9 protein-coding genes are annotated in these 13314 nt (G+C 73.4%); 6 read left to right on the top strand and 3 right to left on the bottom strand.

Going from position 1 to position 13314, the window contains the following annotated elements; genetic code table 11:
• Window positions 1–187 precede the first annotated feature (187 nt).
• Together IE287_RS08305 and manA are read left to right on the top strand one after the other, a co-directional pair.
• Window positions 188–1147, top strand: a complete 960-nt coding sequence (locus tag IE287_RS08305; RefSeq protein ID WP_189848272.1) for an ROK family protein — start codon at window positions 188–190, stop codon at window positions 1145–1147.
• A gap of 426 nt (window positions 1148–1573) precedes the next feature.
• Window positions 1574–2851, top strand: coding sequence for a mannose-6-phosphate isomerase, class I (manA, locus tag IE287_RS08300; RefSeq protein WP_189848271.1), 1278 nt, complete (start codon window positions 1574–1576; stop codon window positions 2849–2851).
• A gap of 227 nt (window positions 2852–3078) precedes the next feature.
• Here the strand turns inward: manA and IE287_RS08295 are convergent, their stop codons facing one another.
• Window positions 3079–4125 carry a LacI family DNA-binding transcriptional regulator gene (locus IE287_RS08295; RefSeq protein ID WP_189848270.1) on the bottom strand — a complete coding sequence of 349 codons (1047 nt, stop codon included), beginning with the start codon at window positions 4123–4125 and terminating at the stop codon, window positions 3079–3081.
• On the bottom strand, window positions 4122–6521 hold the full coding sequence (locus IE287_RS08290; protein WP_189848269.1) for a glycoside hydrolase family 2 protein: 2400 nt from the start codon (window positions 6519–6521) through the stop codon (window positions 4122–4124). The genes IE287_RS08295 and IE287_RS08290 overlap by 4 nt, the downstream gene beginning before the upstream one ends.
• Window positions 6522–6796: 275 nt before the next feature.
• Here IE287_RS08290 and IE287_RS08285 point away from each other — a divergent pair, with 275 nt between their 5' ends.
• The 3 genes from IE287_RS08285 (at window position 6797) to IE287_RS08275 (ending at window position 10087) form a co-directional block, all read left to right on the top strand.
• Entirely contained in the window at window positions 6797–8122 is a 1326-nt protein-coding gene (locus tag IE287_RS08285; protein WP_189848268.1) for an ABC transporter substrate-binding protein, read from the top strand.
• A gap of 79 nt (window positions 8123–8201) precedes the next feature.
• Window positions 8202–9212 (top strand): carbohydrate ABC transporter permease, encoded by a 1011-nt coding sequence (locus tag IE287_RS08280; protein ID WP_373307819.1) that lies wholly within the window; start codon window positions 8202–8204, stop codon window positions 9210–9212.
• Window positions 9209–10087 carry a carbohydrate ABC transporter permease gene (locus IE287_RS08275; RefSeq protein ID WP_189848267.1) on the top strand — a complete coding sequence of 293 codons (879 nt, stop codon included), beginning with the start codon at window positions 9209–9211 and terminating at the stop codon, window positions 10085–10087. Before IE287_RS08280 ends, IE287_RS08275 begins: the two co-directional genes overlap by 4 nt.
• A 29-nt stretch (window positions 10088–10116) precedes the next feature.
• Here the strand turns inward: IE287_RS08275 and IE287_RS08270 are convergent, their stop codons facing one another.
• Window positions 10117–11133 (bottom strand): LacI family DNA-binding transcriptional regulator, encoded by a 1017-nt coding sequence (locus tag IE287_RS08270; RefSeq protein ID WP_189848628.1) that lies wholly within the window; start codon window positions 11131–11133, stop codon window positions 10117–10119.
• A 381-nt stretch (window positions 11134–11514) separates the two neighbouring features.
• Between IE287_RS08270 and IE287_RS08265 the strand changes: the two genes are divergently transcribed.
• Window positions 11515–13275 (top strand): ABC transporter ATP-binding protein, encoded by a 1761-nt coding sequence (locus IE287_RS08265; RefSeq protein ID WP_189848266.1) that lies wholly within the window; start codon window positions 11515–11517, stop codon window positions 13273–13275.
• Window positions 13276–13314 lie beyond the last annotated feature (39 nt).

Here is a 13314-nt window from a genome sequence, read left to right as displayed (position 1 = left end):
CGGGCCGGCCGACGGGCGCCGCGTGACGCGCGGTCGCGGGCCAGGGGCCGTTCCGGAGCGATCCGGAGCGGCCCCTCTCCCGTCACGGCGGTGGCTTAACCGGATCCGTTCACGACTGGACAACGTTGTCATAGCTCGGCAGAGTGGTGTCCGCACAGGTCGGACGGTTCTGGAGAGGTGGGGCGGGATGGTGTACGGAGCGCTGGACATCGGGGGTACGAAGATCGCGGGGGCGCTGGTCGACACGGAGGGGCGCGTCGTGGCGCGGTCGCAGCGGCCGACGCCCGCGCGGGACTCCGCCGAGGCGCTGATGGCGGCCGTGACCTCCGTCCTGGACGAGCTGGCGGACCGGCCCGAGTGGGCCGCGCTGGCCTGCCTGGGCATCGGGAGCGCCGGGCCCGTGAACACCTTCGCCGGCACGGTGAGCCCCGTGAACATCCCGGCCTGGCGCTCCTTCCCCCTGGTGGAACGGGTACGGAGCCACCCCGCCGTCCCCGCGGGCATCGAGCCCGTGCTCATCGGCGACGCCGTCGCGATGACGGCGGCCGAGCACTGGATCGGCGCGGCGAGGAACGCCGCGAACGCCCTGTGCATGGTCGTCTCGACCGGGGTGGGCGGCGGACTGGTCCTCGGCGGTGCCGTGCACGCCGGGACGACGGGGAACGCCGGTCACATCGGGCACATCACCGTGGACCAGAACGGCCCCGTGTGCCCGTGCGGCGCCCGGGGGTGCGTGGAGCGCTACGCCAGCGGCACGGCGATCGCCGCCCACGCCCTGGAGTCCGGCTGGACGCCCCCGGCCGGACTGCCCGCCACCGCCCGGGAGGTCGGGACCTCCGCCCGCGCGGGCGACCCGGGGGCCCTGGCCGCGTTCGACCGGGCCGGTCGCGCCCTGGCCGCCGCCGTCGCGGCGACCGCCGCGCTCGTCGAACTCGACCTGGTGGTCGTCGGGGGCGGCGTCTCCCAGGCGGGCGACGTGCTGTTCGCCCCGCTGCGGCGCCACCTCGCCTCCTACGCCGTCCTCGACTTCACCCGTGACGTCCCGGTCGTGCCCGCGGCGCTGGCCCTCGACGCCGGACTGATCGGCGCGGCGGCGGCGGGCCTCTCCCGCGCGGGAGCGGGGGCCGGGAGCCGCGCGACCCTCTGACGCCCGGTGACCGCGTCCGGCCTGCGCGCCCGGTCTCCGCGTCGGGCCTGCGCGTCGGGCCCGCGCGCCGCCCGCACGTCGGCCCCGCGCGTGCGGCCTCGGCGTCCGGTCGCCGAAGTCCGCCCGCCGGCGCACGCCACCACGCCCCGTCGGCCTGCACGTCCGTGCCGGCGCGCGCCCGTGCTGCCTTCCGGAGGCCCCCATCGACCGCGCGGGGCCGCCGCGCACTCCGCACCGCGAGGCCCGCGCGGGACTTCGGGTGGCCGGGGCGGAGCGGTACGCACCCCGGACGCCCGCGGGCTCCCCCCTCCGCCGAGGCGGTCGCGCCGTCCGCGTCCCCGCGCCGTCCGCGTCCCCGCGCTGACGCGCTTCCGCGCTCCGTCGGCGTCCCCCCCGCCCTGTCCGTTCACCCCAGGGAAGAACCTCATGGACCTCCTCCACAACACCCTCCGGCCCTACGACTGGGGCTCCCTGACGCTCCTTCCGGAGCTCATGGGGGAGCCGCCCACCGGTGTGCCCCAGGCCGAGCTCTGGATGGGCGCGCACCGGGCGGCCCCCTCCCGCGTCTCCAGGGGAGGGGGGCTGGTGCCGCTGGACCGGGTCGTCGCCGAGGACCCGGAGGGCGAGCTCGGGGCGGGGACGGTGCGGCGGTTCGGGCCGCGGCTGCCGTTCCTGCTCAAGCTGCTGGCCGCCGACGCGCCGCTCTCCCTCCAGGTGCACCCCGATCCCGCCCAGGCGCGGGCGGGGTTCGCGCGGGAGGAGGCGCTCGGTGTTCCCCTGGACGCGCCCCACCGGAACTACCGGGACGACCGGCACAAGCCGGAGATGATCGTGGCCCTCACCCCGTTCCGGGGGCTGTGCGGTTTCCGGGACCCGGCGGACTGCGCCGCGCTCTTCGACTCCCTGGGGGTGCCCGCGCTGCGGCCGTACGCCGAGACCCTGCGCGGCGCCCCGGGGGCGCGGGCGCTCGCGGAGGTCTTCCGCGCCTTCCTCGGGGCCCCGGCCGGTCTGCCGGGTGCCGTCGCCCGCGCGCTCGCGGCCGCCCCCGGACCGGGGGAGGACCGGCTCGACGCGTACCGCCGCATCGCGCGGGCCCGTCCGGGCGACCCCGGGCTGCTCTCCGCGCTCATGCTCCGGTACGTCGAACTGGCGCCCGGAGAGGCGCTGTTCCTCGGGGCCGGGGTGCCCCACGCGTACCTCTCCGGGCTCGGCGTGGAGGTCATGGCGAGCTCCGACAACGTCCTGAGGTGCGGGCTCACCTCCAAGCACGTCGACGCGGAGGAGCTCGCCCGGGTCGTCCGGTTCGACGCGCCGCCGCCCCGCGTGCTGACGCCCGGGGAGGTGGACGGCGAGGAGGCCTACCCGGCCCCCGTCGACGACTTCCGGCTCTCGCGGTACGTCCTCCGGGCCGGCGGGCCGCGCCGGCGCGCGACGCCGGACGCGCCGCAGATCCTCCTGTGCACCGCCGGGACCGTGACGGTCTCCTCGGCCGGTGCGCGCCTCGCCCTCGGCCCCGGGAGGGCCGTGTACGTGCCCGCGGGCGCCGGGGTCGAACTGGAGGGCGCCGGAACGGTTTTCCGCGCCACGACCGGTACGGCGCGCACGGGGGGCGAGGGGGTGCGGAGGGAAGGGGGAAGCCGGGCGCCGCACTTCGCGCGGGTGGGCGGAGAAGCGGGGGAGGAGAGCGGGCACCACGGAGCTTAACCGGTTATGTCACGGCTGTTGTTTCCGGTCGTCCGGAGCCCTAGCCTCGAATCGGCCGCCAGGGCCCGGAAAGCGCGTCCGCCGATCGGCGGACGCGCTTTCCGAACCGTATCGGCGGCCCCTCGTCCCCCCACTGCCCGGAAAGAGCCGCAGCACCGTCCGGGCAGTGGGGCCCGTTCCCGCACGCCTGCGCGGCCGGGGTGCACCCCGGCGGCTTCCCCGCCCGCCTACGCCCGCCGCGGCGGACCCGTCGAACCCCGCGGCGTCAGTGACGGCGTCGGGACCTGGCGGGAACCCCGGTGGGTGCCCTCGATGACCCCGAACAGGGTCCGGGCCACCTCGGCGCCGAACCGGTGCACGTCGTGGCTCATCGCCGACAGCGGCGGATGGGTCAGGCGGCACAGCTGGGAGTCGTCCCAGGCCAGCAGGGAGACGTCGTCGGGGACCGAGAGGCCCATCTCCGCCGCCACCGCCGCCCCGGCCACGGCCATGATGTCGTTGTCGTACACGATCGCGGTCGGCCGGTCCGGCGACATCAGGAGGCTGCGGGTGGCGCGCGCCCCCTCCTCGCCCACGAAACCGGTCGCCACCTGCCGCCCGCCGTCCAGGCCCAGTTCGGCCATCGTGGCCTCGAACGCGGCGGCGCGGATGCCGCTGTGGCCGAGCCCGGACGGACCGCCGACGCGGGCGATCCTGCGGTGACCGAGCGCCGCCAGGTAGCGCACCGCCTCGGCCGCCGCCGAGGCGTCGTCCGTCCAGACGGACGGGAACCCTCCCGTCAGGGAGGGGTGGCCGACGGCGACGGCCGGCATCCCGAGGGCCCGCAGGGGAGGGATCCGGGGGTCGTCCCGGTGGAAGTCGACGAGGATCGCCCCGCCGACCGTCCGGCCGCGCCACCACTCCTGGTACAGGGCGGACTCCTCCGCCAGGTCGCGGACGAGCCGCAGGAGCAGGGAGCAGGAGTGCTCGGCGAGGACGTCCTCGATGCCGGAGACGAACTCCATGTAGAAGGGTTCGAGCCCGAGCAGCCGGGCCGGCCGGCAGATCGCCAGGCCGACGATGCCGGCCCGCCGCCCGGAGAGGTTCCGCGCCGTCTGGTTCGGGCTCCAGCCGAGCTCCCGGGCCGCCGCGAAGATCCGCTCGCGGGTCGCCGCGGACACTCCGGGACGGTTGTTGAAGGCGAGGGAGACGGCGCCCTTGGAGACCCCGGCCAGCGCGGCGACCTCGGTGATCGTGACGCGCCGGCCGGGGGCGCGCGGGGCGGGGACGCTCACACCGCTCCCACGCTGAACAGGGCGCTCCGTACGGCCTCCGGGGCGCCGCCCGCCCAGCCGCTCACCGCGATCCGGACCTCCTCGCCCGGCAGCAGGGTGACCAGGCCGCGGTCGGCGCTCGCGGCCGGGTCCAGCCGGTCGGCCTGGAGCAGGAGGTCCCGGACGAGGGTGCGGGCGGTGACCGTCACGACCGAGGAGCCGTCGCCGGCCGGCTCGACCCGGACGTCGTAGGCGGGCGCCGGATGGGCGAACTCCCTCTCGTACACCGGGAGGTGGACCGCCCGCAGGCCGTCGGCGTCGGCGACGAGGAGTTCCTTGCCGGAGCCGGCCTCCGGCAGCAGCGGGGCCGGGACGGCCCGCCGCACCACGGTCCGGGCCGCCGCCTCCAGGTCGAGGGCGGTCTCCCGCAGCACGGTCCCGTCCGCGTGGACGCGGCGCAGGACGACGGTGGTGCGCCAGGTGGTGCCGGACTGGTTGTCGAGGGCCAGGACCGGGCCGTCCTCGGCGGGGACCAGGCTGAGCAGGCGGTCGGCGTAGACGCGGCGCAGTTCGTGGTGGAGCGGCTTGAGGCGTCCGTCGCCGTCGATGGCGGACCAACTGCTCACCGGCCAGCAGTCGTTGAGCTGCCAGACGACCGTGCCCGCGCAGACCGGCCAGTGGGAGCGCCAGTGCTCGATGCCGGCGGCCACGGCGCGGGCCTGGACGACCTGGGCGAGGTAGTGCCAGCGGTCGAAGTCGCCGTCGGGGAGGCCGAAGTGGCGCTCGATGCCGCGGTTCAGCTTGCCGTTGCCGTCCTCGGCCTTCTGGTGGTGGAGCACGCCGGGGGAGTCGGGGGCGAGCTCCTCGCCGGGCAGCGCGCGCCGCAGGGTGCTGATCGCGGGGGGCGCCTGCCAGCCGAACTCGGCGCAGAAACGGGGGACGTCGGCCCGGTAGGCGGCGTAGTCCCGCCGGTTCCAGACCTCCCACGAGTGGTGGGTGCCGTGCCGGGGGTCGTTGGGGTGGTGGTCCCAGGAGCCGGACCAGGGGCTGCCGGCGGCGTAGGGGCGGGTCGGGTCGAGTTCGGCGACGATCCGGGGCAGGATCCCGAGGTAGTAGCCCTCGCCCCAGGAGTCGCCGGCGAGCGGCTCCTCCCATCCCCAGTCGCGGAAGCCCCAGAGGTTCTCGTTGTTGCCGTTCCACAGGACGAGGCTGGCGTGCGGCATCAGGCGGACAACGTTGTCGCGCGCCTCCGCCTCCACCTCCCCGCGCAGCGGCTGCTCCTCGGGGTAGGCGGCGCAGGCGAAGGGGAAGTCCTGCCAGACCATGAGGCCCAGCTCGTCGCAGGCGTCGTAGAAGGCGTCGTCCTCGTAGATGCCGCCGCCCCAGATCCGCACGAGGTCGACGTTGGCCTCGGCGGCCTGGGTCAGGCGGGTGCGGTAGCGCTCGGGGGTGACCCGGGAGGGGAGCACGTCGTCGGGGATCCAGTTGACCCCGCGCGCGAAGATCCGCACGCCGTTGACGACGAAGGTGAAGCCGGTGCCGTGCTCGTCGGCGGAGCGGTCGACGGTCACCGTGCGGAAGCCGATCCGGCGCGACCAGGAGTCGAGCGGGGCGCCGTCCGCGTCCAGGAGCTCGACGTCGAGGCCGTACAGCGGCTGGGAGCCGTATCCGCGCGGCCACCACGGCTCCGGCTCGGGCACCTCCAGGCGCAGCACCGTCTCCGCGCCCTCGAAGACGGTCTCGGCGGCGACGCCGGCCACCCTCGCGCGCAGGGTGAGCGGGCGGCCCTCACCCGTCCCGGTGCGCGCGGTCGCGACCCGCAGCTCGACGCGGCCGGTCGTGCCGTCCACGGTGACCAGCGGCCGGACCTCGGCGAGCCGGGCGGTGGACCAGTGCTCGATCCGCACCGGCCGCCACATGCCGGCGGTGACCACGGTGGGGCCCCAGTCCCAGCCGAAGGAGCAGGCCATCTTGCGGAGGTACTGGAAGGGTTCGGGGTAGACGTTGGGCCGGTCGCCGGTGAGCGCGCGGACCCTCTCGGCCTCGTCGTACGCCGAGTCGAAGCGCACCTCCAGGGGGCCGCCGCGGCCCGTCACGTCGAAGCGGTGGACGCGGTGCATGTTCCGCGTCGAGCCGAGGGACTCGCCGTCGAGGAGGACCTCGGCGGCGGTGTCCAGGCCCTCGAAGACCAGCTCGGACCGCTCGTGCCCGCCGGTGCGGGCGGGGAGCTCCGTGACGTACGACCACGCGCGGCGGCCGACCCAGGCGATCGCGGTCTCGTTCGTGCCGAGGAACGGGTCCGGTATCACCCCGGCGGCGAGCAGGTCGGTGTGGACACAGCCGGGCACCCGCGCGGGGAGCAGTGCGCCTTCGTGGCGCAGGCTCCACCCCTCGTGCAGCTGGGTGACGTCCTTCATGGTGTGCGGCTCCAATCGCCTGACGGTGGGCGGGATGCGTGTACGGGCCGACAAGTTAGCCCCCTCTTTACTTAACTGTCCATGAACCGGTGAAGTGAACAGGGTCGAGGGGTGAGCCCGTCCCTTTTCCCTTGGCCTGTGGGGGCTGTTGGGCGATGCCCCTGGTAACGATTGGGCATCACGCTGGAAATCGGCACTTTACCGGTTCACGGCTGGCTGACATAGTGCCGTCATCCCACCGATGACCTGAGCCGTGACTTTGAAGGAGTTGGGCCATGGGGAACAAGAAGACGACCGCATTCTCGGGCGCCGTGCTGGCCGCCGTGATGCTGACGCTGCCGGCGTGCGGCGGCGGGGGCGGCGGTGCCACCGGCGAGGTGGCCGCTCCTCCGTCGGACCCGAAGGAGGTCTCCGGCGAGATCAAGGTCCTGACCCAGCGGACGGACCTGGTGCAGAGCGGGGCGCTGCAGGAGTACGCGGCCGAGTTCAACAAGGTCTACCCGAACGTCAAGGTCACGTTCGACGGCATCACCGACTACGAGGGCGAGGTGAAGATCCGCATGAACACCAGCAACTACGGTGACGTGCTCCTCATCCCCGGAGCGGTGGCCAAGAACGACTACCCGAAGTTCTTCGCCCCCCTCGGCACGGCCGAGGAGCTGTCGAAGTACCGCTTCTCCGACAAGGCCGAGGTGGACGGCAAGGTCTACGGCGTCGCCCAGTTCGGCACCGCCAACGGCTTCGTCTACAACAAGAAGCTCTGGCGGCGGGCGGGCGTCACCGAGTGGCCGAAGACCCCGGACGCGTTCCTGGCGGGCCTGAAGGCGATCGAGGAGAAGACCGGCGCCACGCCGTACTACACCAACTTCAAGGACGGCTGGCCGCTGGTCCAGTGGACCAACAACCTCGGGGTCGTCGGCTGTGACGCCCAGGCGGGCAACGCCCTCGCGGGCCCGGTCTCGCCCTGGAAGGCCGGCGGTGAACTGAACACCACCGACGGCCTCCTGTACGACATCGTGAAGCAGGGCCTGTCGGAGAAGGACCCGACGACCACGAACTGGGAGACCTCCAAGGCGCTCCTCGGCGAGGGCGAGATCGCCACGATGATGCTGGGCTCCTGGTCGATCACGCAGATGCGGGACGCGGCGAAGAAGGCCGGCGGCGAGGCGTCCGACATCGGCTTCATGCCCTTCCCGGTCCAGAAGGACGGCAAGCACTGCGCGGCGCTCGTCTCCGACTACCAGCAGGCCGTGAGCATCCACTCGCACAACAAGCCCGCCGCGCGCGCCTGGGTCGACTGGTTCACGGAGAAGTCCGGCTTCGCCGAGAAGGAGGGCGTGGTCTCCGCGGTCAAGTCCGCCCCGATGCCCGCCACGCTCCAGGACTTCGTTGACAACGATGTCACGTTCTTCGACCGCTCCGAGGCGAAGACCGCGGCCGTCAACGACATCGACGAGGCGGCCGAGATCGGCCTCAACAAGCAGGACTACCGCCAGAAGCTGATCGACACGGCCCGCGGCGCCGCGAAGGGCAGCCTCCAGGACTTCTTCGCCGACCTGGACAAGAGGTGGGACGAGGCGGCGAAGACCGCCGGCAGCTGACACCGGCGGAGCGGGCCCCGGCCGGACGACACCGGCCGGGGCCCCGGACCCTCCGCGGACGCGGACACGAAAGGCCGACATGACCCAGACAACCGACACCGCACCGGAGGGCGCCACCATGACAGGGCGATCCGGCACGGACGCGACAGACGAGGGGAGCGGCGGGCGGCGGGCGGCGGGCCGCCGGCACGGCCCCGCCGCCGGACGGACGAGATCCTGGCGGGATTCACCCCTGCGGCGGATCACGCCCTGGCTCTTCCTGGCGGCCCCGCTCGCCCTGCTGATCACGTTCACCTGCGTCCCGGTCGCGAGCATGATCTCGTACAGCTTCACCGACTGGGACGGCGTGAGCCCGGACCGGGAGAACGTGGGCTTCGACAACTACGTCCGGATCTTCACCCGGCCCGAGCTCTTCCGCGTCTTCTTCGTCAGCGGCTACTACCTCGCGGCGTCCGTGGTGCAGATCGTCGTCGCGCTGTACTTCGCGGTGATCCTCAGCTTCAACCTGCGGTTCCGGAACTTCTTCAAGGGGATCCTCTTCTTCCCCTACCTGATCAACGGCGTCGCCATCGGCTTCGTCTTCCTGTACTTCTTCCAGGACGGCGGCACCCTCGACTCGGTCCTGTCCCTGCTCGGCGTGAGCACCGACCACGCCTGGCTCGGCGATCCGACGTCCGCGAACGTCTCGCTGGCCGGGGTCTCCGTCTGGCGCTTCACCGGGCTGAACTTCGTCCTCTTCCTCGGCGCGATCCAGTCCGTCCCGGGCGAGCTGTACGAGGCGGCGGAGTTGGACGGGGCCGGCAAGTGGAAGCAGTTCCGCCACATCATCGCGCCCAGCATCAAGCCCGTCATCAGCCTCAGCGCCATCCTGGCGATCTCCGGCTCGCTGTCCGTCTTCGAGATCCCCTACATCATGACCGGCGGCGCGACCGGCACCCAGACCTTCGTCATCCAGACGATCAAGCTCGCGTTCCAGTTCAACAAGACCGGCCTGGCCTCGGCCGCGGCCGTGGTGCTGCTCCTGATCATCCTGCTGATCACCTGGATCCAGCGCCGGCTCGTGCCCGACGACAAGGTGGACCTCGTATGACCTCCCCCGACCTCACCACCGCCACCGTGAAGGCGAGTCGCACCCCCCGGCGCCGTCTGCCCGTCGGCAGCGCGCTGACCTACCTGTCGCTCCTCGTGGCGTCCGCTGCCGTCCTGATCCCGCTGGCCGTCGTCTTCCTCACCTCGCTCAAGACCTCGGAGGAGGTCGGCGACGGCAGCGCGCTGTCGCTCCCCGGGAACTGGCTCCACTTCGACAACTACGTCACCGCCTTCAATGACGGCAAGATGCTGATGGCGTTCGGGAACACCGCCTTCATCCTGGTCTTCTCGATCGGCGGCACGGTGATCATCGGCTCCATGACCGCGTACGCCGTCGACCGCTTCGACTTCCGGGGCAAGAAGCTCGTCATGGCCGGCTTCCTCATCGCCACCCTCGTGCCCGGCGTGACCACCCAGGTCGCCACCTTCCAGGTGATCAACGGCTTCGGCCTCGTCGACACCCGCTGGGCGCCGATCCTGCTCTACATGGGCACCGACATCGTCTCGGTCTCCATCTTCCTGCAGTTCATCCGGGGCATCCCCGTCTCGCTCGACGAGGCGGCCCGGCTCGACGGAGCCAACGCCTTCACGATCTACCGGAAGATCATCTTCCCGCTGCTCAAGCCGGCGATCGCCACCGTCGTCATCATCAAGGGGATCACCACCTACAACGACTTCTACCTCCCCTTCCTCTACCTGCACTCCGAGGACCTCGGGACCATCTCCACCGCGCTCTTCCGCTTCAAGGGCCCCTTCGGAGCCCACTGGGAGGCCATCTCCGCCGGCGCGATCCTCGTCATCGTCCCGACGCTGGTCGTCTTCCTGCTGCTCCAGCGGTGGATCTACAACGGCTTCGCGCGGGGAGCCACCAAGTAGCCCGGCACCGCCGCCCCGGGCACGGGGGGTCAGCGCGGCGGCGGGGAGGTGCTGCCCCGGGGAACGAAGTGCGCGTATCCCTCGCGGATGTCCTCGACCGCCTCCCCGTCGATCAGGGCGAGCAGGGCGGCGGCGGAACGGGCGCCGTACGCAGGGATGTCACGGGTGACGGCCGACAGCATCGGGCGCACCACCTGCGTCAGCGGCGACTCGTCCCAGGCGACGACCGACAGGTCGGCGGGGATCGACAGGCCCAGCTCCTGCGCCACCGCCATCGCGGCCACCGCCATGATGTCGTTGTCGAAGACGATCGCCGTCGGGCGCCGCGGTGCGATGAGCAGGGCCCGCGCGGCCCGCGCGCCCTCCTCGCCGGTGTAGTCGGTGTGCGTCAGGAGCGCCTCGGGGACGCCGGCCTCCCGGCAGGCCTCCGCGAGGGCGGCGTCGCGCACCGCCGTGTGCGCGAGCTCGGCGGGGCCCGCCACCCGCGCGATCCGCCGGTGCCCCAGCGTCGCCAGGTACCGCACGATCTCGTGGACGCTGGCGCCGTCGTCCGACCAGACGGCCGGCAGGCCGCCCGCCACCTCCGGTGGACCGATCGCCACCGCCGGCAGGTCGATGTCCCGTACGGCGCCGACCCGGGCGTCCTCGGAGCGCAGGTCCATGAGGAAGACGCCGTCGACCCGCCGCTCGCCCCACCAGCGGCGGCAGACCTCGATCTCCTGGACCTCGTCCGTGACCATCTGGAGCATCAGCGCGTACGAACGCTCGGCGAGCACCGACTCGACGCCGCTGATGAACTCCATGAAGAACGGCTCCACCCCGAGCGTCCTGGCCGGCCGCCGGACGACGAGTCCGACCGCCTGGGCCCGCCCGCCGGTGAGCGCCCGGGCGGCGCTGTTGGGCCGCCAGCCCAGCTCCTCGGCGATGCTCCTGATCGAGGCGCGGGTGGCCTCCGACACGCCGGGCCGGTCGTTGAGCGCGTACGAGACCGCCACCTTCGACACACCCGCCCGACGCGCGATGTCCGCCATCGTCGGCCGCTTCACTGCCACCCCAGCTCCATCCTGAACCCTCGACGCTCCGACCTTACCGCCACGGCGCGGGGCGGACGGGCGCCGCGGAGACCCGGCCGGGGCGGCCACCGCCCCGGCCCGCCGCGCCCCGGAGCGGCACCTCCGCCCCCGGTCCCGCCGGGCGCGCGCACCACCTCGAAGCGGGCCCGCGGGCACTGGAATCCGCGGCCCGCGCGGCGCATGCTTCTCCGAGAGCACGCCGCCGTCCTCGCCCCAGGGAGATCCCGGCCGTCCCCGGCCGCGGAACCGGGCTGCCCCGTACGCGGCGGACCCCCGCCCTGGCCCCGATGCCGCCGTCGGACGCGTGCCGCGGCACGGCCCGCCGCCGGCCCCGACGAAGGAACCCCAGGAGCCATGAACCGCAGCACCCTCGACCACCGCTATCGCGGGGAACACCCGATCCGCACCGTCCACTACCTCTTCCGGCCCGACCGCGCGCGGCTCGCCGGGGCCGTCGCGGTCTTCTTCGCCAAGCACGCGCCCGTCTGGCTGCTCCCGCCGGTGACGGCGAACATCATCGACGTCGTCGTCGAGCACCGGCCCGTCTCCGAACTGTGGTGGAACTGCGCCGTGATGCTCACGGTCCTCCTCCTGAACCCGCCGCTGCACCTGCTGTACGTCCGCTGGATGCACGGGGCGATCCGCCGGCTCGGCCGCGACCTGCGGTCCGCCCTCGTGACCCGGATGCAGCAGCTCTCCATCGGCTTCCACAGCCGCACCAGCTCGTCCGTGCTGCACGCCAAGGTGGTCAGGGACGTCGAGACGCTGGAGACGGGAGTCCAGCAGACGGCGGACAACGGCCTCACCGCCGTCGCGACCCTGGCCGGCGGCCTCGCCGTCATCGCCGTGGTCACCCCGGTCTTCCTGCCGGTCTTCCTCGTGCTCGTCCCCGTCGCCGTGCTGCTCATCGGCGCGCTGCGCGCGCGGCTCGGCGAGGGCAACACCTCGTACCGCCGCTCGGTGGAGCGCATGTCCGCCTCCGTCAGCGACATGACCACCCTCATCCCCATCACCCGCGCCCACGCCCTGGAGCGCACGGCCCTGGGCCGCGTCGGGCGCGAGCTCGACCGGGTGCAGCGGGAGGGGACGCGGCTCGACCTCCTCAACGCCCGCTTCGGATCCCTGTCCTGGGTCGTCTTCAACGGGCTCGGCACCGCCTGCCTCGCGGGCGCGGCGCTCGTCGCCTACTACGGCTGGACGTCGGTCACCCCGGGCGAGGTCGTCATGCTCAGCGCCTACTTCTCCACCCTCACCGGCGCCGTCACCAGCCTGCTCGCGCTCGCACCCGTCGTGGGCAGGGCGGTGGAGTCCCTGAAGTCCGTCGGCGAGGTCCTCCAGGCGCCCGACCTGGAGGTCAACGACGGCAAGGAGCGGGTGGACTCGGTGTCCGGGGCCTTCCGGTTCGAGGGGGCGGGGCTGACGCACGGCGACGCGGACCGGCCCGCGCTGAGCGAGGTGGACCTCGACGTGCCGGTCGGCACCACCCTCGCGATCGTCGGCGGCTCCGGGGCGGGGAAGTCCACGCTGCTCAACCTGGTCCTCGGCTTCCACCGCCCGACGGCCGGCCGGGTGCTCCTCGACGGCGCGGACATGGCCGGGCTCGACCTGCGCAGCTACCGCAGGTTCGTCTCCGTCGTCCCGCAGGAGTCCGTCCTCTTCGAGGGGACCGTCAGGGAGAACGTCACGTACGGCATGGAGGGCGTCGACGAGGCGACGCTGCGGCGCGCCCTGCGCGACGCGAACGCCGCCGAGTTCGTCGACGCGCTGCCGGACGGCCTCGACACGGTCGTGGGGGAGCGCGGCGCCCGGCTCTCGGGCGGGCAGCGCCAGCGGCTCGCGATCGCCCGGGCCCTCATCCGCGACCCCCGGGTCCTGGTCCTCGACGAGGCCACGTCGGCGCTGGACGCCCGCTCCGAGGCGCAGGTCCAGGAGGCGCTCGCCCGTCTCGTCGCCGGCCGGACGGTCTTCGTCGTGGCCCACCGCCTCTCCACGATCAGGCGGGCGGACCGGATCGTGGTGCTGGAGCGGGGCCGGGTGGTGGAGTCCGGCAGCCACCGGGAGCTGCTCGCCCGCGACTCGGCCTACGCGCGGCTGCAGGCCACCCAGTTGGCCTGACCCGTGGTGCGGCGCGGGGTGCCCTCCCGGCGCGGGGGA

The sequence above is a fragment of the Streptomyces omiyaensis genome (genome assembly GCF_014650895.1).
Taxonomy (GTDB): domain Bacteria; phylum Actinomycetota; class Actinomycetes; order Streptomycetales; family Streptomycetaceae; genus Streptomyces; species Streptomyces omiyaensis.
This window is presented reverse-complemented; position numbering and strand designations above follow the sequence as displayed.